Here is a 21,506-nt window from a genome sequence, read left to right as displayed (position 1 = left end):
GCACGCAAGCTTTCGTCTGTCTTAATGCACCTTTTGGCGCTCGGTGCTTTCTGACTGTCCGGCGTGTCGCACCCCTTATGACCAGGGGAAACAGCGTGTCGGATCGCCAGTGGCCGAAAAAGCACCCATTCGACCAGCAAGCACGAAGCCAGAATACCAGACTTTTCGTTGCGATTACTCGTATCGCCACGGACCGCTCAAAGGGCCGTTTGTGTCCCGGAAATCGCCTCACTCGTCGGCGTGTCGCTCCTCCACAACGCTTGACACTTGTAGAGTAACCGCAAGGTTGTTGAGTGGAAGGACAGACAATGACGACACCCGCCACGGCCTCGTCCCTGAGAGAAGCGCTCACCCCCGAAGCCCTCACTCGCGCCAGACGCCGACTCCTCACAGCACACCCCGACCCCACCAGAGCGAACACCCCCACGCCGGGAAGCCTCACCGACGAACAACTCCGCGTCCTCGCCGCCCGCGACTGGGCGCCGCCACACATCGCCGCACTCGACACGAACACGATCGCGACGGCCGACCCCATCACCCGGGCGCTCCTGACCGAATCGGTGCGCGAAACCCTCGAACGCCGCCTCACCACGGAACGCCCCCACGGCACCTACGACGACACGCGCGCAGGACACGACGCATTCAGCAGGGGACTCGTCGAGGACTACGACCACGGCAACCACCACCTCGCGCGAGCCACCATCCGCGTCGCCGACCCGGGCCTCGTGACCTGTGCGGGCCTTTCGGCACTGGACGTGCCCGACGCCGACGCGCCCATTATCGACGAACTCGCCCGGGCCTCGGACCCCAACCCGATCGCGCGCGTCCTCGCCGACGCCGCCCTGCTCGATCTTGACAGGTACGCCACCGGAGCAGGTTTGCGATACTCGCGCGTCGGAACCACCCTCATGCTCGCTGCGCCAAACGAGCGGCGCCTGGCCGACGCCATCGACACCGTCGCCGCCGCGGCCATCAACACGGGCGCGCGCGTCACCGACGTGACGACCCAGCACATTGATGAGGAGAAAGCCCTCGCGATTGTCGGCATCGACCCGTGGACCGCTGGGTCCAGCGACGAACCCACGGGCCAAGCCGATCGCATCCTCTACGTCGGCCGCGATGGCGCACGCGTCCACGTCAAAGCGGGCCGTGTCCTCGTCGACGCGCCCGGCTCGCTGCCCGCGACGTCCCTGCCCAAAAACAGTGTCACGCGCATCGTTCTGTCGGGAAACGTCGGCCTGTCCGCGGGCGCTCGCTCGTGGGCGATGCGCAGCGGCGTCGACGTCGTGTGTCTGTCGCGGCGCGGCTCGTACCAGGGCACCCTCATCGGCGCGAACAGGGGAGCGCACGCCAGCCGGCTTCTCGCGCAAGTGGCCCTCACCGGCGATCATGAGCGGCGCGTCCGCCTGGCCGCCAGCCTCATTGGCGCGAAAATCCGCGGCCAAATCCACGTCCTCACCCGCATCGCCCGACGCGACGAAACCGTGCACGTCGCCGACACGACCGCGCACATGCACGCCTGGCGTCGCTCGCTCACGGATGCGCGCACCCTCGATGAAATCATGGGCATCGAAGGCGCGTGCTCCAACGCCTACTTCGACGCGCTCGCCGCGTGCGTACCCGCCGACGTCACCTTCGACGGGCGCAGCCGACGCCCACCCCGCGACCTGCCCAACGCCGCCCTGTCCTACGGGTACGCGATCCTCCTGTCCGAATGCGTCGGCGCGCTGCACGCCGCCGGGCTCGAACCGTCACTCGGCATCGCGCACGCGCCCACCGACAAGAGGCCCAGCCTGGCGCTGGACCTCATGGAACAGTTCCGCCCACTCCTGGTCGACCAGACCGTCATGGCTTTGCTGCGCACGCGCAAGCTCCGGCCCGAACACGGCGTCGTCGAGGCCGAGGCCGGGGGAGTATGGCTGGGCGGCGACGGCAAGAAAATCCTCGTCGACGCGTACGAGGCCGCCTGCCAGCGATCCGTCACCGGCGCCCTCCCCGGATACTCGGGGTCGTGGCGCAGGCACATCGCCCACTCCGCGCAGATGCTGGCGCGCGCCATCGCCGAACCCGACTACCAGTGGAGCGGGGTCGCCTGGCGATGATCTACATCATCGCCTACGACATCGCTGACAACAAACGGCGGCTCCGCGTCGCCAAAACACTGGAATCCTGGGGATACCGCATCCAAGAATCCGTGTTCCAACTCCGCCTCGACACCGCCACTTTGGCGCGTGTGCGTTCGTCTCTGGCTGCCCTCATCTCCGATACCGAAGACGTCATCCACATCTACCCCATCTGCTCATCCTGCGCCGACCGCGCCGACATACTCGGCGCGGCCATAGCGCTGGACGACGTGGGGTTGTGTCGGGGAGTGTGGTGAAGGGCTAGCGGCGACGTCCTCCTTTGTGTTGTCCATGCGATGTAGGAGCATCACGCTGAGTATTACGGGCACTTGAACTTTTACCCTTAGGGTGTGCGCCTGTGCTACGTTCCCCCTGTTTGTTCTAACTATGTTCGTGCTTGGATTTGTGACTCGATTGGGAATCAGTCTTTGAACTCCTGCTGCTATTGTCGCATTCTTCGCTTTGTGCTTCCGCCAAATAGACGTCAGGGACTGTCGCTAAATCTGTAATCCAAAGAGGCTGAGGGGATCGTCCAGCGATCCACTCCTGCTCGTAGAAACGCTTTGGCCATCCTTCTTTAGTGGTTGCATTATTAAGTTTGTTCTCTTTAAGGCTAACGTATCTGACAGGTACGTCAGTGTCTTTCTCCTCAGTGGATCCAAATCCGTATGCTGCTCTTTGGAAGGCGCGAACCGAAGGGAGCTTCGACAAATCTCCTATCTTGCTGTTTTGGAGCAGTGTTGAAACATCTACCTCTTCGTAGTGAGTCCCGAGAACGCTGGTGAGCGTCTCATAACCCGATGTGATGTCTTGTGTCTTCGCAAGATACAAGCGGTTTTTAACAATTCTTGCCTCGACTAGCCCTAGGCCGAGGGGCTTTCCGATGCCGACCTTGTGAAATCCTATGTCTCTTCCGTCTGGTGAAAGATTCTCAGGGATGAGACTCCACACTAGGAAAGCAAGTTCCTTTGAGGATAGATTGTCAAAGTGAACCCTGCATGTTAGAACGCTATTTTCTTTGATCCACGATCGCACGCGAAGTTGAAGGGATTCGTTTGTCTTCAGGTCGCCGCCACTAGTGCTGAACTTTTCGATGATGCTATCTAGGGACTGTCCGATGCAGGTACGATGTGTTGGGTATGTTGCTTCGCCCAACGAAGACTTGTCCGGATCATAGAGGCGGTCGCGGCGTGTGTTTTTGCTAGGTGCCTTGGGGAAGTCCTCCTTAGAAACCAGAAAACGACGACCGCTGCTGGGCTTGGGGCTTAGAAGTGGAGGAAGCGTTACGTAGGCTTGTCCCTCCGGCGGTACTGCGGTCGAACAATTCGATGTTGAGACGGGGCCGATCTGAACACGCCCGCGTAAAGAGGTGCCGCTCTCACTGTCGTTACCGACGAAACCGAAGAGTCTGTCGGCAGCTGAGGCCTCCTTAAGCGTCCTAGCTGGATTGACACCATCTTCCTCCGCCAGGGTGTTGGGTGCGTGTGAGTAGGCGTGTCGTCCAACGCTAATTGGGATCAATTCCAAAATGGTGTCGCTTGTATCCATTGAGGCATATGCGAGCGTTCCTTCTGTAAGCCTGTCGCTATCAACTTCCCTGCTCGAGTAGACATTGTGTCTCGTCAGCTCCTCGCCATTGCGTTTGTTTCGAGCATCGGTTTCGTCTTGTATGGCACGGTATGACTGAAGCGTTGCTATGTAAGCCTCTGCTGCTGATCTGGGGCACACTACTCTGTTTGTCGAACTGTTGCATGTCTGGCTTAAATCCTGATCTGGCTCGATAAAAATTTTTTCAGACCATTTCCTCCTTCCTCGCTTTTTCCCGAAATTTGTTTTGTTTTCTTGTAGCATTTCGCGTGGTGTGGTCAAATATAGGTATCCAGTGAATGTATGTGGTTTCTTCGATTGTTGGTCGTTGGGATTCGTCTTTCTGTATGTGCCGAGAGATAAGGGGAAGCTGTCATCCAATTTCGAGATTTTGCTTACAATCCATCGTGTTTTGATACGATAGGCGCTGAATTTAACTCTCTCGTGATTCGTGAATCGTTCTGTGATTTGTTTGCCGTTGTCTTGATTGTATTTAAATCTGCCGATTTCTATTTTTTTTCGGCCTATTTTCTTAGTGTCAGATAAAGCTGGGGAATCCTGAATCGGTATGAACGCAGGCTTATTGTCGTTGTGTCCGCCGCCGTCAAGGCGTTCGAACGTGTACTGTCCGTCGGTATCATCGATATGCGGTGCATGTGTGCATCGTACAGGGACCAGTGATATTGCTTGATTTGGTTGTGTTCGGTAAGTCAGTCGTATGTTGTGTGTTTTTGTGTCGAACACTCGAAAGCGTGACGATGTGATTCGTTCGTACGTTGTGCTCAGGAGCCCTTTGATCATTGTTGGAGCAATGAAGGGTTTTCCGGCGACTTCCTGGACTTGAAGGTAATGAATGCCCTCTTCTTCTGTCTGTTCGCCGATGAGCAAAGGTGAGTACGCGGTCAGCTGAAGGTCAAAGTAGCCGCTGAGTCTGCCAGCATGGAGGTAATCGAGTTGTGTTTGAATGCCCTCTCGATAAATCGCTTCGTAGTTTGCTCGATCGTTGTTCCGTGCGTAGTCTGGTAGTCGTGGTATTCGATTCACACTTGAGTAAAACGTATGTTCCTCATACTTATTTCCTTCGCGTTTATCGCCCATCTTTAGTTCCACCTTCCAGTAAATAGCTGGTCGACTACGACCGTGTTTCCGTACTTATCTTCCTCTTGGATGAACTCGACTGCCGTCATGTTGTCGGTTGCGGCGTGTTGTTCGTCTTGTTCTGTCTGACCAGAGGTGGGGTCCGAGGCGGAATCCCGATCACTGCTCGCGCCAGACTTGTGCTGCAGAAAGCTCACCTTGTGGAACCAGCCGCCGACACGCGCTGACTTCGTGCCTTCGGACGATGCCTCGGCTGTGCCGACCGTAAGCGTTAGCTCAACAGCACCCACGCCGTTCACCCACCGGTACTCGTGAGCCAGAACGCCGCCCTCTGTGGGTTCGTCAGGCAGTTTCACCGGTACCCACAGACGCAGCTCGAATACCTTCGTCGCATCGAATTCTCGCCCATCGATCGGCGTGACAGAGAGCTTCGGCTTCGCGTCAGAGGACCCCTTATCGAACCCCAACACGGTCCACGTCCCGTTGGTCGCGAACGCCAGGCCCTGAACGCCCTCACCCAAATGAGTGTGCACATAGGAGAGGAAGACGTCCAAGCGTGGTGTGTCACCAGAAACCGGGGGGATAGACGAGCGTGTTAGCATCGCTTTCTGATTCTTGTCAGTCATCGGCGGCTCCCGTCCCTGCAGATTGTTTACGCGCGGCTCCTGGGCCGTTCTCTAGGCGCTTAGACCAGTCTGTTTTTTTGTACTTACCCTTTAAATGTTCCAGGACCTGTTCGGCGAGCTCGCGTTGTCCCTTGTAGAGCGTGTCAGTCATGACGCCAGCGCCAGTCGCCGGCTGTTGTAGTGCTTCGCAACCAGTGAAATTCCACGACGGAAGGTCAACACCTTTACGGTCAGCGCCCTCTACCTTGATCGTTGAGACGACGACCTGCCCCAGACCGCGCGTTGATCGGCTACCCAAGGGGAGTGTGCCCGCGGACAGCTCGGCGAGGACCAGCCCGAGCAACACGTAGGCGGCGTGAGCGTAGTCGGCGTGTGTAGGTTTCGGTTGCTCTCGCTCGGCCGAACTGTCCCCCGCCTCGTCGGCATCGGCAGGTTCGCGCTTAGCTTCCGGCCCCTTCTCAGCTTCGATGTTGTTCAGGAGCTGGCGCAGATCGATGTCGATCCGGATCGGCTCCCACTTCGTTCCCAGGTAGACGGCCTCGGTGAAGAGACCGCCGTCGATGACGCCGCCCGTCCATCGGTCAATCGCGTTGTGCGTGACCTCGATGCGTTTCCCACGCTTAGTGGAGAGACAGTCATGGACGGTGACCGCGCCCCGGTACTCCGTGCTCCCGAACATGTAGCGGACCAGGTTCGGTTCCGCAGCGATCTGTTCGTGAAGATCATGGGACGCGAACGTGGACAACTCGTTCTTTGCCGCGAGGACCGTCCGCGCGATGCGCGAGGCCCGTGAGCGCAGCGCACCGCGAATCGATGTGCCGGGGATGAGGAGTTGGGCGTTCTCCCACTCCTCTGATGGGTCCCGGAGCGGATAAATGACCTCGTGAACCTCCTCGTTGATACCCTTCTCCTTATTTTCTGCTTCTTTCGCGGCCTTGCGCTGCTTCGTCAGCTCGTCATCCTCGGCGACGAAAATGCCGGTCGGCGACCACCAATCGATCGTGATGCGCGCGGGCTCTTCGAGGGACCATCCGCCCAGTTCGAGGGGAATCGGCGTCCCTTCCTCGTCCTCACCGATGAGGGCATCGAGAACGTCCGCCGGTTCAGCCGGCGTGCCGGCATCGGTCGTTTTGGCGGTGCGACGCAGCTTCGGCTCAATAACCTGGATCGTTCCCTGGCCAGAGCCTGTCCGTCCACCGAGGCATATCGCACCGGATGTCAGGACGTCGACGATGAACTCGAGAAGCTTCTTGACGGACTCGGATGACGCGGGCTCCGGAATCCCATCCGACTGTTCGCGTCTCATCTTTTCGTCATCGCGTCCCTCCGCGGTGATGCGAATGGTGAACCTTGTGCCGCGGGGTAGGAATTCGTGCTCGTAGAGCGCTCCGTCCGAGGCAGCTCCCGTCGTCCGGTCGATGCCGACGCCGTGACGCCTCGGCAAGGGGGACTCTCCGGAGTCTTTGTCCTTGTATTGCGGGAAGGACACCGCGTGGAATGTGAGTGCACTCTTCCTGATTGGGAGCGACGCATCACTTGGCAGCCCGCGATCATTGGCGGATTTGCCAGTGTAGTCCGTGTCATCGCCCCATAGGGAGATCCAATTGTCCTTCGAGAACGCTTCGCCTTTCTGAGTCGTTGGATTCTTGGCGTCTGCCAGCGTCTGGCGGGCGACGTCGCACGCCGCGCGAACCGCGCCCCTGATGGACCTTCCTGGGATCGTCGGCTCGTCGAGGCCGTTGCGGCAGAAACGGATGACGGTTCCCTCTCCGTCGCGGTCGGGGACAGCGTCGACACCACCGATGTGGAGTTCCGACGTCAGCTCAACGGGGATAGTGAACTCATAGCGCGTGAATGTCACTGATCTTCGCCTCCTTCGGGCGCCTTCTCGCACACAAAGTGCTTGAGCTTTGCTTTCGTGACCTTAATGGATTGGATGCTGAGAAGGGGATGAGCGACGACGAATCGCCCGTAGCCCTGCGCCGTCAGCTCGCCCACTCCAAAGGGGGCGAGCTTCAGGAGCTTGCCTCGATCCTCTTCGCTGACCTGCACCCGGATGACGGAACCCGCCTGGATCGCTAGGCGACTCGCGCGCGGCCCGTTATCTGCAGGCGACCACGAGTCGACGCGGCGGTGTCGGATTGCAGGAACTCCGACTGGCTTCAGCGTGATGCCCTCGCGCTCGAACGCCCGAATCAGGTCGTCGACGGTCCCTCCGGCCCCGAGCCCAGCGGAGCGCGCGATCACGTCGGAAGTGAACCACAGCCACACACCCCTGGACGAGGCTGGGGTCTCCACGCCGGGGGCTGTCCCGTCAGCGGACGACGAGGCAGCGCTCGTGAGCTGCGCGCTTCCGGCGTTACCGAAATGGATGCGTGCCTCCCGCTCGTCGTCTGTCTCTTCGCGCAGCGTGCACGTCGCGGACCCGAAGGTGCCCGTGAGCTTGCGCGACCCGAGCCGGGCCTCGCGTGTCTCACCGAGAAGAGAGGAAACAGAGGCGGCCTCCCAGAGCTCATCTGACACCCAGACGTTCGCGCGCATGCGCATCTTTTCGGGCAGGGCCTCGACCAGGACCAGCTGCCCCTTGCTGGCCGCGCCCGTCTCGTGGTTGATGGCGGTCGTCTGTCGCCCGCGCAGGGGCGGCTTACCGTACCAGCCCTGAGTCTTCGTGCCGGGCTCCTCGCCGTCGCCTCCCTTGGAGCCGAAGAACACGTACCCGCCGCGAACGGGGAGCTTCCCCTTATTCTCGTGGGAGCCGCCGTACAGGGTGATGGGCGAGTCCGAGGGAAGCGTCTTGTCCGTCTTGAGTGTGAGGGGAACGGGGAGTCCCTTAATGTCCTCAATGACGGGCAGCGCGTCCGAAACGAACAGGTGGCCGCCGGTCACGGCGTTGGTGACGACTGCTTCCTTGTCTCCGCGCTTCTTCGACGACACCAGCCGGTGCAGCCAGGGGAGCAGCACCGTCCCGCGCAGGAAGTCCAAGGAACGAATTTCGTTCGAGAAGGGGACCTCGTAGGACACGATAGGCGAGTTGAGCGTGAGGTCGAGGATCAGGTGGTGCCCGCCGCTGTGCGTAGCTGCGGAACCGTCGACGGCCCCGACCTGGTGTTGTGTGCCGCCCTGCCGTGGGGCTGGGAGCGCGTTGACAACGCCTGGCTTGAGAGACTGTGCCTGATTCTTGAGGCTCGTCCTCAGCGCCTGCGCGCATGACGAAGCGAAAGCGACGATCTCGGACGTGGACTGCCCGGCTCGCGCCTCAACCTCGTGGTTGGTCACGAGGACCGTGCACTCGCCGTCGCCTCCGCTGCGGCCCGAGCCGATGCCTCGCACCATAAGGCCCGCGACCCCCAGGAGGAAGTGCGCGGCCTCAATCGTCCGTTGATCGGAAATCTCAGCCCCGGCCTCGTCGATGAGGGTGAACGTGCCCGTGAGGACACCGGCGGCCGCGCGCTCCGTGAAGCGTAGGAACTGGTCGCGCGCCGTCCCCGTCTTTGGGTCGATGGAGAGGGATACCGTGTCGTGGACCGGGATCGACGAGGCCGGGGTCGCGTCCGAGAAGAGAACGTGACGCGGGTTGGGGGTTGAGCCCGGCTCGCTGTCGGGGTCCTGGCCGAAGAGCCACAGGGCGAAGTTGGTCCACGTCCCGTCCTTCTGTCCGTCGAGGGCCTTCGCCGCCAGCATCGCCTGCTCGCGCAGGACACCCGTGATGACCGTGCCGCGCACGACCGGGTCGTCGCCGCAACGCTCGATTGTTGAGTGCGTGCGACCCGCCTGGCCAACGCCCGTGGACACGCCCCAGTCGGACGTGAACACGACGGTCACGTGGCCGCTCGCGGTAGGAGAAGCGGTAGGTGAATAGGTGGTCACTGGGCACCTCCTTCGGTGGATTGATCTGCTGCTTCCTCGGGGTCGACGCGGTCGGCGTCGTCGCGAATCCGTGAAGCGAGGTAACCGTCGGGCAAGTTCTCGGACAGGTCGATGAGGTCGAGGAGCCACTTGATCTGCTCGAGAGAATCACCAGTTCCAGCGGAGTCCGACGGATGAGGTGGAAGATGCTCCAACTGTTTCGCGAGGAGTCCAGCGCCGGTTGCATTCTGTAGCGCGACGTCCCACTCTGTTGTGGCCCTCTCGCCATCGCCTTCCGCGAGGAGCTTGACAATGCGGTTCGCGCGGGCGCGCGGGAACGGATCGCCGGTGGTCTGCGTGGGGTCGTCCGGTTTCTTGCCGTCGAAGGCAGCGACCGCTTGAAGGATGCGCGCCCAGGAGGACAACGGCTGCGGCTTCGCGGCGGGTGATTCCTCGGACGAGGTCGTGGTTGCGTCCCCGATGCGCTCCGGCGCGTAGTGGCCGATCAGGAAGGGGCGCTGCGAGCGGCCCTTGTACTCGTCCAGCGTGTCGTCCGGGTCGAGGACCGTCGCGTCGCGCAGGACGTGGAAGTTGATCGTCGAACAGGGGACCGTATCCTTCTTCTTGCCGAGCTTCTTCCCGCGCGACACCAGCTCTTCAGCCAGGTCGTAAGCGATATGGAAGGGGAAGTTACGGCCCACGATGGCCACGCCCGCCGAGGCCGTGAGTGGTCCGGGTTTCTTCGCACCCGCGACAACGGCGAGCTGTTTGAGAAGCTCGTCCTTCTCCGTGAGCTCCTCGTAATGGCGGATGTAAGCCTCCGCGAACGGAATCGCGAACTTTCCTTCGACGTAGACGGTGAGGTCGTCGCCTCCGACAAGCACCGGGACAACCGGAGGAGCCTGGCGTCCGTGTGCGTAATCCTCCACGTCCCTCCAGGCAGCAGCTACAGCAGCTTTGACGACTCCGTCGAGGCGATAGTTCAGTTCCATGACGAACCACTGGAAAACAGAGGGGGTACTGTCATCGGGGCGGACACGAGGAGCTTCCCTGTCGTCGGAGTGGACACGAGGAGGTTTCTCGCCGCACGGGTTGGGTTCTCTCGGATACGGTGCTTCGGCGAGCTTATCGAGCGTGTCGTTCGTCTTCTTGAATGCCTTACCAAGATCACGCATGATCGCGCCCACGCCATTACCGTCAACATGGACTACACCAACTGAGGACAGAAGAGGAGGAGTGAGGTCCTGGTCTAGATCTGATCCCTGGGACGCGTCGCCATCTTGGATTACTTCCTGCTCGCCGAGTGCTGTCTCCTGAAAGGCTGCTTCCAAACGGGTCGGATCGCGGTAAAGATCAGCCATGGAAGTCTTCAAATGACCAGCGATGTCGTCGAGCTGCTTGAAACGCGCAGGCAACGCCCACGCGCGCTTGACGCGAGCGGGAAGCGACAGCTTGTGCTCAGGTTTCGCGTCTTCCTTCGTAGCTGTGTACAGGATCGAGTTGAAATCAATGGAAACAGTAGGCTGCGAGCCCTCGGTGTATTCTACCTTCTTCTGTTCCTTGCGCTTTGCGCGCCCCTCGTACGACTCCTTAACTCCGACTGCGCGCGCAGTCTTGTAGATCCTAATCGTGTCGTGCTTTGTTAAGGGCGCGACAGCTGGGAGTGCCGATTCGTCGGCTCTCTCTAGGAACGGGAACTGCGGGAAGCGCGCCGCTGCCGGGTGGCGGTTGAGCGAGTACTCCAAAAAGACACGATCAAGCTTTTGCAGGTCATCCGCATCTACCGCGCTGGATGATGCCTTGACGAAGACTCCCGTGACGTCAAGGCCCGGTGCCTCGGTGAGGGCTCGGAGAGTGACTCTCCTGATCAGAACCTTCGCCTTTGCCTTGGGCTCGTCTCCGTGTCCAGTGAATAGGACGATCACCTTGCCGGACGAATCGGAGACCCAAAAGGAGGGCGGCAGTTTCTTTGCTTCGAGAATCTCTTTCGCTTCTTTCTTAACCCAATGGGAAAGCAGAGTGATCTCGAAGGACGCACCGATCTGCTCGCGCAGGCGAGGGGACGAAAAGATGAACGGCTGATTGCTGTTCGTCTGCAGCATGACGAGGTAACTTGTCACGGTCGTTTCCTCCCTACTCTCCGTTGCGTGGGGGAAGTGTCGTCAGGAGTGAATGGATGTCGCTCACGATTCGCCCCTTGAAATTAACAAGAACTGAGAAGGGGCGATTATTAATCAGAGCCTTAGTGTCATCGTGTAACCAGCCATCCGTGTAGACGATGAGCGCTTGGTGTGGGGTCAGTGTGGCTTTCAAGGCGGTGACTTGATCGTGCGCTTCCATCTGCCACTTCGACATTTTCTTCGAATCGCTCTTTTGATTAGGATTGTTTGATTCCTGCTTACTTTCCTTTGTCTGCTCTTTGTCAATGCAGAGAATTGCAATGTCGGCGTCGTTGGCGGTGGTAGTTGAGTCCATGTAGTTTTCGGACTTAATAAGGTTAGAAACCTGGAGGTCTTCCTTGGTTTCTGAAATTTTATTCGCGCTTCCCTCAAAGTAGATTTGTCTATTACTTAGACCGTACCCGATTCGCTTATTGTAGTTTTCGAGGACCTTGTCTGATATTTCAAGTCCTGCGTAGGTGACGATGGTTGAACCAATGAGAGTGTAGCTCAGGGGGTATAGGAATGTTTGTGACAGGTCAATCCAGCGTCGGTCCTCAGAAATATTGACACAATTAAAAGTCACTACAACGACTATAATTGCGCTTACTATTATTGTGCCTAGGATGATGATATACTTTTTGTTCTTCATGGTAATTCCTCAAATCTGTCGGGTTATGCGGCCACAGCGTCTATGACGCCCATGCCGAAGCTCGTGTGTGAGCCGACGTTCGTGTATGCGGACAGCGCCATGAGGCGCGAGAAGACGCGGGTCGCTTCGGCGCCCTCGACGCCGCTGATGCGCAGGTGGCCCTCGTGGGCCGGGATCCGACGCGAACTCAAGCGGCCCTGGCCCGCGTTGCGCGGCATCGCCAGCGACACCATGGACGCGCGCGTGAAATCCTGCGTCGCCAGCACCCTCGCCATAGCATCCCGGTCAATGCGTGGGGGAGCGAGCCTCCGATTCCACGCCCACCAGCGCTGCTGCAAACTCGTCGCAATCGTCGCAGGAGACAAGCTCGGCACATGATTCCCCTTCGACGAAAACGTCGTCGGAGTCACCAGGCGTATCTCCCACGTAGTGTCCTGATCGCGCTCGGCCAACTCCTCCCACGACGCCTGGTTAACGATCTGACCCTCAGTCGCAACCAGCACCGCGTCATCCTCGGTTCCCGCACCGAGCCGCATGACGCCACCCCACGCCAGCCACGCGTCAAGCGTGTCGACCAGGCGATCGTCCAAGAAGCGCACCTCGACCCCGAACCTGGACTCCGAACGACTCAACTCTCCGAGCGAATACGGCTTCACACCACCCGCCCCATGCAGTGGTCGATGCGCCAGCGTCGGAAACCGCGCCGCCCTCGCTGGGCTGACCCCCGGCGGTAGGTCCAGCACCGCCGACAGGGCAGCATGCAGTCGCCTCGGCGTGGCTGGCACCCCCTCGGGCGCGTCAAAGCTCACGTAAACGGATGCTGGCATCGGTGCCTCCCATCACTCGGGTGTGACTGCCGTCTCTGACCGTATCACATGTCTGATGATGGGTCACAGTGGAACTGTCAAGATGAATGTCCATGTGTAATGACACCGGTAGAAACAAGTAAAACAGCGGAGCGTGCAGTGTAAGCATGATGAGATATTTCAGAATACGCCAAAGTGTCAAGCCAATTGTGTGATGCCTGGGTCCGAAAGTCGGCACGAATTGCAAGATCGGTAGTTGAGTGTCAAGGCTTGATCGCCCCTCATGAGGCGCACCGGTCGCGCCTGTGAATTCGGGGCTTGCTCACATCTGGTCGGCTTCCGACAGTCGGACATTCCCGCCCAATCCCGAGAAGGTCAAGACTTCTTAAAATGTGAAACCCTCTATGAGGTTTGTCAGCAACCTTGGAATCATTGTTGGATGACGCGCTGTCTGGACTGACCAGGGGCCGCGTCTCCGTTAGCACAGCAGCACAGAAACGAGGAACTCTGATGCATCAACGCTCATGGAAGGCCCTCATCGCGGGAGGGGCCGCCCTCACAGTCGGCCTCACCCTCACCGCGTTCGGGGCCCCCACCCACGCGGAAGGCGTCGCAGGAATCACCTCCGAGGCGCGCGCCCAGGACGAGGTCATGAACTACGCGGTCAACCTGCCCGCCACCGCCTCGCGCTACGACTTCAACGCGGCAGTATCCAAGGCCTCGGAAAACGGCGTGGTCCTAGCCCAGTACCCCGAATTCAACTCCTTCTTCGTCCAATCCGTGAAAGCCGCATACGCGCCCGACCTCGGCAAGAGCCTCGTGTCCTCCGGCATCTCCTACGACTCCATCGGCCCCACCCGCTTTAAGACCGTCACCGGCGACGAGGTGCGCACCGAGCAGCCCACGAAGACCGAATCCGAAGAAGCGGCCGTCAACGAGGCAGCCGCCGTCCACGACACCGGCCTGTCCGCCGACTCCCAGCTCAACGACTTCACCCCCGACGAGGGCGACGCCAACGCCTGGGGACTGGCCGCCATCGGCGCGGTCGACGCCCAGCAGGTTGACGTGCCCCGCGAAAAGGTCACAGTCGCCGTCATGGACACCGGCATCGACCCCGACCACCAGGACCTGAAAGACCGCATCGACGCCTCCCGCTCCGTCGGCTGCCAGGTCAACGGCATCCCCAACCAGGACCCCGCCGCCTGGAAGGATGACCACTACCACGGCACGCACGTCGCCGGCACCATCGCCGCCTCCCACAACGCCTACGGCGTCGACGGCGTAGCGCCCGACGCGACCCTCATCGCCATCAAGACATCGAACAAGGCCGGATCCTTCTACCCCGAATACGTGGCCTGCGCCTTCGACTGGGCGGCCGAACACGACGTCGACGTGTCCAACTCCAGCTACTACATGGACCCCTACGCCTTCTGGATGCCCAACGAAGCCTCCCAGGCCGCGGGCCTCGAAGCAGCCTCGCGCGCGGTGCGCTACTCGAAGGAACACGGCGTCGTTAACTTCGCCGCCGAAGGCAACTCGAACGACGACCACGACAACCCGACGACCGACAACGAATCCCCCAACGACGTTGACGGCGCGGCCGTCGAGCGTAACGTCGCGGGCGGCATCGACGTGCCCGCCATGCTGAACGATTCCGTCCTGTCCGTCTCCGCCCTCAAGCTGCCCACCGGTACCGACCCGGCCACCGCCACACTCGAGCGCGCCGGCTTCTCCAACTACGGCAAGAACTCGGTCGACGTGGCGGCCCCCGGCCAGCGCATCTGGTCCACCCTGCCGACCTGGGAGAAGGAGCCGCCCTTCGGCTACCTGTCGGGCACGTCCATGGCCTCCCCGCACGCCGCGGGCGTCGCCGCGCTGATCAAGCAGATCCACCCCGACTACACGGTCGACGAGGTGAGCGCCCTGATGAAGAAGCAGGCTGGCTACACCTTCAACCGCCTCGCCGAACCCACGGACGGCAAGGAATACCGTGGCGCCGGCCTGGTTAACGCCCTGGCGGCAGTCCTGCAGGATCAGCCCCAGCCGATCCTCGGCAGCGTCGAGTACTCCTTCGACGGCGGCACCGACTGGCGTCCCCTGGCTGACGCGCACGTCGGCGGTACCATCTGGGTGCGTGCCACCGTCACTGGCCCCGTCACTAAGGCCACCCTGCAAGTCATGGACAAGGATCCCGTCACGGTCGAAGGCACCGGTGACTTCATTGGCAACCAGGTTGTTCTGCTCGCCGGCCCCTACGACACGGCCTCGCTGATCGGAGAGAATCCTCTCTCATCCGTCACCGTCAGCGCCGAAGGTCGCAACATGGATCCGCGCGCGGATGACGACGTGACTGACTCCGTCCACTTCCACGTCGACGAGTCAGTCCACGAAGGCGGCGCCTGGGTTAACGACGCTGCCGGCTGGAAGTACTGCTACGCGGATAGTACCTGCGCGAAGAACGGCCCCCTTGTCATCGGCGAGGACACCTACTACTTCGATGCCAACGGCCTCATGGTCACCGGCTGGGCCTTCTACAACGACGCCTGGCACTGGATGGGTGCCTCCGGTCGTGCCGCCACTGGGTGGGTCAACGACCGCGGCGCCTGGTACTTCCTCAATGACTCCGGTCAGATGGTGACCGGCTGGACCCAGGTGAATGGCTCCTGGTTCTACCTGACGGACTCCGGCAAGATGGCGTCGGGCTGGACCAAGATCGGCGGCTTCTGGTACTACCTGCAGGATTCCGGCGCGATGGCGACCGGCTGGGTCAAGGACGGTCGCACCTGGTACTACCTGAACGAGTCCGGTCAGATGGTGACCGGTCGCGTCCAGATCGACGGCACGTGGTACACCTTCGGCTCCTCGGGTGCGTTGCGCCCCTGAGCCTCGATTAACGAGGCCGTGGCCCCCTCCCCGGTTACGCGTCCTCGCGCTCGACTGAGAGCTAGATAAAGCGGGCGGGTCCGAACGCATTGTTCGGACCCGCCCCGTCGTCTCTCACAGGTCCCGGGAGAGATCCGGGCGCGCCCCCACGGTGCCCCCGGGGTGCGATGGTTGCTCAACTCAGCGAATCGAAGAGAACCTGCAGGCCCTCACCCATGGTCGGGTGCGCGACGGGCAGGAAGCGCAGCTGCTCGTAGGTCAGGCCTCCGGCCATCGCGACCTGCACGGCTGTGATGACCTCGGAGACGTTCGGGCCGATCAGCGTCGCACCCAGAATCTGATGCGTCTTCGCGTCGACGACTCCCTTCCAGAAGCCCTCGCCCGCGTAGCGCAGCGTCTTAGCGCGCGGGATCGCGGCCGTAGGAATCTTCGCGACCAGGACGTCCAGGCCAGCCTCGCGGGCCTCTCCCTCGGACAGGCCGATACGCGCCAGCTCGGGGGTGGCGAACACGGCGTAGGGGATCGTGCGGCCCCGCGTGGTTGTCGTCGCGTCCTCCAGGGACGCGCCGGTCAGCTGCGCGCGAATGATGCGGAAGTCCGACCAGGACGCATGCGTGAACATGGGGGTGCCCGCGCAGTCCCCGGCAGCCCACACGCCCTCCGCTGAGGTGCGCAGGTGCTCGTCGACCGCGACGAAACCGCGATCGGTCAGCTCAACCCCGGCCTCGTCCAGGCCGATACCATCCGTGTTGGGCACGCGACCCGCGGCCACCAGGACCGACTCGGCCCGCACCGTCGAGCCATCGGACAGCGTCAGCGTCGCCCAGTCGCCCTCGCGCGAAGCCGACTGGGCGCGGCCGCGCACAATCCGCACGCCGGCGGACGTGAGGCCCGCCTCGACGACGCGGGCGGCGTCCTCATCCTCGCGCGGCAGCACGTGATCGCCCGAGGAAATGAGCGTGACGTCCACGCCGAAAGTCGCCATCATCGACGCGAACTCCACGCCGATGTAGCTGGCCCCAATGATCGCCAGGGACGAGGGGAGCTCCTCCAGGCGCAGGATCTCCTCGTTCGTCCACGCTCCCGACTCCCACAGGCCGGGGATCGCGGGACGCGCCGGACGCGAACCCAGGTTGATGAGGACGCGCTCGCCGCGGATCGTGCGCTCGCCGCCCTCCTCCAGGGTGACTGTCACCGTGCGCTCGCCCGTGAAGCGGGCCTCGCCGCGGATGAAGTCCAGGCCAGGGGCCGCGAACATCTTCTCGTGCGCGGCCACCATGGCGCCGACGATGCCCTCCTTGTGGGCGCGGAGCTTAGACAGGTCCACGCGCGCGCCCTGCGTACCGACGATGCCGAACGACGCGTCCGTGCGCGCGTCGCTCAGGCGACGAGCCGAATTCACCAGGGACTTCGTGGGGATGCACGCCACGTTAATGCAGGTCCCGCCAACGAAACGGCGTTCCACCATGGCGACCTTCCAGCCGGCCTTCGCGCGCTCCATCGCCAGAGACTTCCCGGCCTTGCCGCCGCCAACAACCAGCAGGTCGACGGTCTCGATTGCGTTCGTGGACATGGTTCTCCTTGAGTTTGTGAGGTGATGCTATCTAGAACGAATGAACGCCCGTTCTATTCCACAGGGTGAACAGTGTGCGCGTGTTGCTTCTCACCCAGAGAAGGTGTGGTAGCTGTCGATTGGCTGTTGTATTGGAGCGGTGTGTCATAGTGTGGTCCTGCCGTTCGTTGAAAGTGCCTCCGGCATGCTTGAATAGAGCCATGAGGGCTCTAGATATTGGTGATTTCAAAGAGGACGTGGGTGCCGCGCTCGCGCGGGCCTCATCCGGGGAAGTCGTCACGCTCACTGAGGAAGGCCAGCCCGTCGCCGAGCTGGGTCCCGTGCGCATGTCGACCTACCAGCAGTTGCGCGACTTGGGTCTCGAGCGCCCCGCCATGGCGGACCTCGATACTTATCAGATGCCATCCAAAAACCTTCCTGACGGGAGAGGCGTCGTCGGTAAACTGCAGGACTGACGACGTTTGTCACCACGCTCCATGTGCTACCATGTAGCACATGGAGACTGTTGGTATTCGCGAACTGCGTCAAAACGCCTCCCAGGTGGTGGCCAGGGTCGCCGCCGGCGAGGTCATCACCATCACCGATCGCGGCCGCCCGGTCGCGCAGATGAGTCCCCTTGCGAGCTCATCGATCGAGCGCCTCCGCGAGCGCGGGTTGATAACCCCCGCCACTCGGAGCTTTGAGGAGTACTGCGCGTCGACGAAGCCGACGACAGGGCCTCCGCTCAGTCCGGTTCTCCAGCAACTGCGCGACGAAGAACGCTACTAATGGCTCTGTACTTCGACACGTCGGCGCTGGTCAAGCTCATCATCCCCGAGGAGGGGACGGAGGCGCTCGAGACGTTCATCAACCGCGCCGACTGCGGCTTGTGGACCAGTGAACTGTCGCGCACGGAACTGATGCGCGCGTGCGTGCGCCGGGGAGCGGATGCTTCGCAGGTGCGCCAGCTTCTGTGGAGTTTTTCCACGCTGACCTTCGACACTGAGATGTTCGACCTGGCGGGGCGTCTCCTGCCCGTGGAGCTGCGTAGCCTCGACGCGTTGCACCTGGCCGCCGCGCTGTCGATTGGTCGCGATCTCCAAGCCATCGTCACCTACGACAAACGCATGGCGGACGCGGCGCGCAAGAGCGGAATCCCCGTCGAGTCGCCGTGCTGACTCGCTTCCGCCTCCGAGTGAGGCTCCGCGTGCCCGCGCGCACTGTCCGCTAGCTCCGCCGCTTGGCGCGGTTCGTGGGCTCGGCGTGCAGCGGGTCCTCGGGCCACGGGTGCTTGGGGTAGCGCCCGCGCAGCTGCGCGCGCACGTCCCGGTAGGGTCCCATCCAAAACGACGTCAGGTCGGAGGTGACCGCAGCGGGCCTGCCCGCCGGGTCCGTCAAGTGCAGCACCAGGGGCACGCGCCCGTCCACGAGCCGGGGCGTGTCCGTCCACCCGAAGGCCTGCTGGACGCGCAGGGTGAGCACCGGGTGCGGCCCGCTCCAGTCGATGGGACGCGTGCCCCCGGAAGGAATCGGGAGCTTCTCGGGCGCCAGCTCGTCCAGGCGAGCAGCCGCCGGCCACGGCAGCATCGAGCGCAGCGCGTCGAGCATCGACACCTTCGACAGGGGAGTTCCCGACGCGAGGCGCCGCCCCCACGGTGCCAGCCACTGGCGCGCGCTGCCCGCCAGGGCCTGGTCCGACACGTCCGGCCAGGGTGCGCCGAGCGCCTCGTGCAGCGCGCGCATGCGTTCACGCAGGGACGAGGCCTCCTTGCCCCAGCCGAGCTCGCCGAGCCCGCGCGCGGCCAGGTGATCGGCCACCAGCGCGGTCGCTTCCTCCTCGCTCAGGGCGCGGGCGGGAGCGCTTGTTAAGGGGATCGCTCCGAGGGTGCGCGTGCGGGTCGCGCGCAGCACGCCCTTGTCGATCGACGCGTCCGTGCGGGTCGCCAGCAGCGCCGCGCCCGCCGCCAGCGCGTCCTCCTCGCTCAGCGGCACGGCCGCGAGGATGCGCGCGTGGCGCGAGGCCGGGGCGCGGTCGATCGACGCCACGGCCAGCCACTCCTGGCCCTCCAGGGCAGAACCGTCGGGCAGCTCGGCGCCCACGCCCCCGGCCAGAATGTACGCGGACGAGGCCAGGCGGCGCCGCGCGATCCACTGCGGGTAGGCGAGCGCGCAGGTCAGGGCCAATTCGTCCTCGCGGGTGCGCGCGCCCGGCCGCCCCTCCCGGGAGCCGCCCGCACTACGCGCGTTGGAGCGCGGCGACTCGGGGGCGTTGGCGCCGGGCAGGTCGAGCCCCGCCAATTCGTTGTTCGTCAGCCTGGACGCAAGGCGGTTCAGGCGCGCCTCCGTCTCCGTGATCCGGGCCGCCCGGGCGCGGTCGACCCCCGCGTCCCCGCCGCGCCCGAGCCTGCGCTCCGCGCCGCCCAGGTCGGCGCCCGGTGCGCGCACGTCCTCCGACAGGAGGGCCACGAAGCGCGCCGCCTTCGACGCCCCCAGGATCGAGCTCGCCGCCAGGAGGGCCCTGCCGAGCGGCGGGTCCAACGGCAGCGCCGCCAGGGTGCGGCCGAGCGCGGTGGCGGCCCCGGCCTCGTCGATGGCCCCCAGGGAGGACAAACGCTCCCCGGCGGCCTCCCACGTGCCCGCGGGTGGAGCGTCGAGCAGGGCGAGCTCCTCCACTGGCGTGCCCCAGGCGGCGACCTGGAGGCGCGCGTCCGTCAGGTCCTGCGTCGCGATGCCCGGCGCGGACTGCGCGGGCCTGCGCGCCACGTCGACCGAGTCCATGACGCGCACGGCGACGCCCGGGCCGGTGCGCGCGGCTCGGCCCGCACGCTGCTCCAGGCGCGCGAGCGAGGCGGGGACCGTCACCAGGGAAGACAACGAGCGCCCCGCGTCGAAGCGCGGCTCGCGCGCCAGGCCCGCGTCCACCACGACGGACACGCCCGGAACCGTCAGCGAGGACTCCGCAATGGACGTGGAGAGGATGACGCGCCGACCGCTCGCAGGGGTCAGCGCCCGGTCCTGCTCGGCAGCGCTCAGCTGACCGTGCAGCGTCAACACGTCCACTCCGGGCAGGCTCAGCGCCCGGCGCACGGCCTCGATCTCGCCCACGCCCGGCAGGAACACGAGGAGCGACCCCTTAGTGGACGCGACCGTCTCCTCGACCGTGCGCGCCACGTGCGCCAAGAACTCGCGGCGCACACCCACGCGATCGTTCCCGATCGCCCCCACGGCCTCCACGCCGCGCGGCGGGGGAGCGTAACGCAGCTCCAGAGGGTGATAATCGCCCGGAATATCAACGAGCGCAGGTTCCTCGCCCGTCGCCTCGCGCAGCCAGGAAACCGTGCGCGAGGCCTCCAGTGTCGCCGAGGTCAGGGCGATGAACAGGTCCTCGCGCAGCGCCGCACGCGCATCCAAGGCGAAGGCCAGAGCCAGATCCGTGTCCAGGTCGCGCTCGTGAAACTCGTCGATGATGATCCCCGCCACGCCCGGCAGCTCCGGGTCGCGCTGCAGGCGGCGCAGCGCCACGCCCGGCGTCACCATCTCCACGCGCGTGCGCCCACTCACCCGCGAATCCCCGCGCACCGAGTAACCGACCTGTCCCCCCACCTCCTCGCCCAGCAGGCGAGCGATCCTGCGGGCGGCGGCGCGCGCGGCCACCCGGCGCGGCTGGGTGACGAGCACCCGCCCGGCCGAGGCCTCGTACCCCGCCAGCGCGACCGCGACGGCGGGCGGCAGCAGCGTCGTCTTGCCCGTGCCCGGGGGAGCGGTCACCACGGCGCACGCACCCGGGCGCGCCGCCGCCGCAATATCGGCCAGCGCACGCGTCACCGGCAGCTGCGGCGGGTGTGAAACGAGTTCTTCGAGGGTGGGCATGGCTCAATATTCCAGGAGGGAGAGATACTGTGGGCGTGCTTTCATTGCGTGAAGCTGCCGTTTTTTCGCAGCATTTCAACGTCATACCCGGCTTCTGCCTCTGCGACCCACGCATCAATCTGTTCGTCGCTGACAGCTTCCCCGTGAATGGCCTGTTTGTTCATAGACACAGGCTAATACGAAGGTGATGAGGCTGAGGAAGATGGGGCGGCAGAGTAGAATAAAAGCAGTATGACTACGGAGAACACAGCGCCGACGCTCGCGGCGGCCACCCTCGCACACACCACGGGGCGCGTCACCATCC

The 21,506-nt window shown here is 63.2% G+C and carries 16 protein-coding genes; 6 read left to right on the top strand and 10 right to left on the bottom strand.

The window, feature by feature from the left end:
- Positions 1-308: 308 nt before the first annotated feature.
- The gene (cas1, locus tag RYL44_RS07735) at positions 309-2,102 is read left to right on the top strand and encodes a CRISPR-associated endonuclease Cas1 (protein WP_314975611.1); all 1,794 of its coding nucleotides are present in this window, start codon (positions 309-311) and stop codon (positions 2,100-2,102) included.
- The gene (gene cas2 / locus RYL44_RS07730; protein WP_314975610.1) at positions 2,099-2,380 is read left to right on the top strand and encodes a CRISPR-associated endonuclease Cas2; all 282 of its coding nucleotides are present in this window, start codon (positions 2,099-2,101) and stop codon (positions 2,378-2,380) included. The genes cas1 and cas2 overlap by 4 nt, the downstream gene beginning before the upstream one ends.
- 124 nt (positions 2,381-2,504) lie before the next feature.
- Here the strand turns inward: cas2 and RYL44_RS07725 are convergent, their stop codons facing one another.
- Genes RYL44_RS07725 through cas6 form a run of 7 tightly spaced genes read right to left on the bottom strand, consistent with a single transcriptional unit; the run spans position 2,505 to position 12,681 of the window.
- The gene (locus RYL44_RS07725; RefSeq protein WP_314975609.1) at positions 2,505-4,808 is read right to left on the bottom strand and encodes a TIGR03986 family type III CRISPR-associated RAMP protein; all 2,304 of its coding nucleotides are present in this window, start codon (positions 4,806-4,808) and stop codon (positions 2,505-2,507) included.
- Positions 4,809-4,810: 2 nt separating this feature from the next.
- Entirely contained in the window at positions 4,811-5,434 is a 624-nt protein-coding gene (locus RYL44_RS07720; protein ID WP_314975608.1) for a hypothetical protein, read from the bottom strand.
- On the bottom strand, positions 5,427-7,295 hold the full coding sequence (locus RYL44_RS07715) for an RAMP superfamily CRISPR-associated protein (RefSeq protein WP_314975607.1): 1,869 nt from the start codon (positions 7,293-7,295) through the stop codon (positions 5,427-5,429). Before RYL44_RS07715 ends, RYL44_RS07720 begins: the two co-directional genes overlap by 8 nt.
- Entirely contained in the window at positions 7,292-9,301 is a 2,010-nt protein-coding gene (locus RYL44_RS07710; RefSeq protein WP_314975606.1) for an RAMP superfamily CRISPR-associated protein, read from the bottom strand. The genes RYL44_RS07715 and RYL44_RS07710 overlap by 4 nt, the downstream gene beginning before the upstream one ends.
- Complete coding sequence (locus RYL44_RS07705) at positions 9,298-11,400, bottom strand: Cas10/Cmr2 second palm domain-containing protein (RefSeq protein ID WP_314975605.1); 2,103 nt, start codon at positions 11,398-11,400, stop codon at positions 9,298-9,300. Before RYL44_RS07705 ends, RYL44_RS07710 begins: the two co-directional genes overlap by 4 nt.
- A 13-nt stretch (positions 11,401-11,413) precedes the next feature.
- Positions 11,414-12,091 (bottom strand): hypothetical protein, encoded by a 678-nt coding sequence (locus tag RYL44_RS07700; protein ID WP_314975604.1) that lies wholly within the window; start codon positions 12,089-12,091, stop codon positions 11,414-11,416.
- A 23-nt stretch (positions 12,092-12,114) separates the two neighbouring features.
- On the bottom strand, positions 12,115-12,681 hold the full coding sequence (cas6, locus tag RYL44_RS07695; protein WP_314975603.1) for a CRISPR system precrRNA processing endoribonuclease RAMP protein Cas6: 567 nt from the start codon (positions 12,679-12,681) through the stop codon (positions 12,115-12,117).
- Positions 12,682-13,407: 726 nt separating this feature from the next.
- Between cas6 and RYL44_RS07690 the strand changes: the two genes are divergently transcribed.
- Entirely contained in the window at positions 13,408-15,780 is a 2,373-nt protein-coding gene (locus RYL44_RS07690; RefSeq protein ID WP_314975602.1) for a S8 family serine peptidase, read from the top strand.
- A gap of 175 nt (positions 15,781-15,955) precedes the next feature.
- Here RYL44_RS07690 and RYL44_RS07685 read toward each other — a convergent pair whose 3' ends face one another.
- Complete coding sequence (locus RYL44_RS07685) at positions 15,956-17,353, bottom strand: dihydrolipoyl dehydrogenase family protein (RefSeq protein WP_314975601.1); 1,398 nt, start codon at positions 17,351-17,353, stop codon at positions 15,956-15,958.
- 200 nt (positions 17,354-17,553) lie between these two features.
- Here RYL44_RS07685 and RYL44_RS07680 point away from each other — a divergent pair, with 200 nt between their 5' ends.
- From RYL44_RS07680 to RYL44_RS07670, 3 genes are read left to right on the top strand one after another with little or no spacing between them, the layout of a single operon-like run.
- Complete coding sequence (locus RYL44_RS07680; protein ID WP_314975600.1) at positions 17,554-17,808, top strand: type II toxin-antitoxin system Phd/YefM family antitoxin; 255 nt, start codon at positions 17,554-17,556, stop codon at positions 17,806-17,808.
- Between the two features lie 40 nt (positions 17,809-17,848).
- The gene (locus RYL44_RS07675) at positions 17,849-18,121 is read left to right on the top strand and encodes a type II toxin-antitoxin system Phd/YefM family antitoxin (RefSeq protein ID WP_314975599.1); all 273 of its coding nucleotides are present in this window, start codon (positions 17,849-17,851) and stop codon (positions 18,119-18,121) included.
- The gene (locus RYL44_RS07670) at positions 18,121-18,510 is read left to right on the top strand and encodes a type II toxin-antitoxin system VapC family toxin (RefSeq protein WP_009057585.1); all 390 of its coding nucleotides are present in this window, start codon (positions 18,121-18,123) and stop codon (positions 18,508-18,510) included. Before RYL44_RS07675 ends, RYL44_RS07670 begins: the two co-directional genes overlap by 1 nt.
- A gap of 49 nt (positions 18,511-18,559) precedes the next feature.
- On the opposite strand, the gene hrpB is transcribed toward RYL44_RS07670, so the two are convergent.
- Positions 18,560-21,202 carry an ATP-dependent helicase HrpB gene (gene hrpB, locus RYL44_RS07665; protein ID WP_314975598.1) on the bottom strand — a complete coding sequence of 881 codons (2,643 nt, stop codon included), beginning with the start codon at positions 21,200-21,202 and terminating at the stop codon, positions 18,560-18,562.
- 41 nt (positions 21,203-21,243) lie between these two features.
- Entirely contained in the window at positions 21,244-21,366 is a 123-nt protein-coding gene (locus RYL44_RS07660) for a toxin-antitoxin system antitoxin subunit (RefSeq protein WP_073983875.1), read from the bottom strand.
- Positions 21,367-21,506 lie beyond the last annotated feature (140 nt).

Source organism: Actinomyces bouchesdurhonensis (genome assembly GCF_963540955.1).
Lineage (GTDB): Bacteria > Actinomycetota > Actinomycetes > Actinomycetales > Actinomycetaceae > Pauljensenia > Pauljensenia bouchesdurhonensis.
Note: the sequence above shows the minus strand (reverse complement) of the source record. Positions and strands in the feature narration are given on the sequence as shown.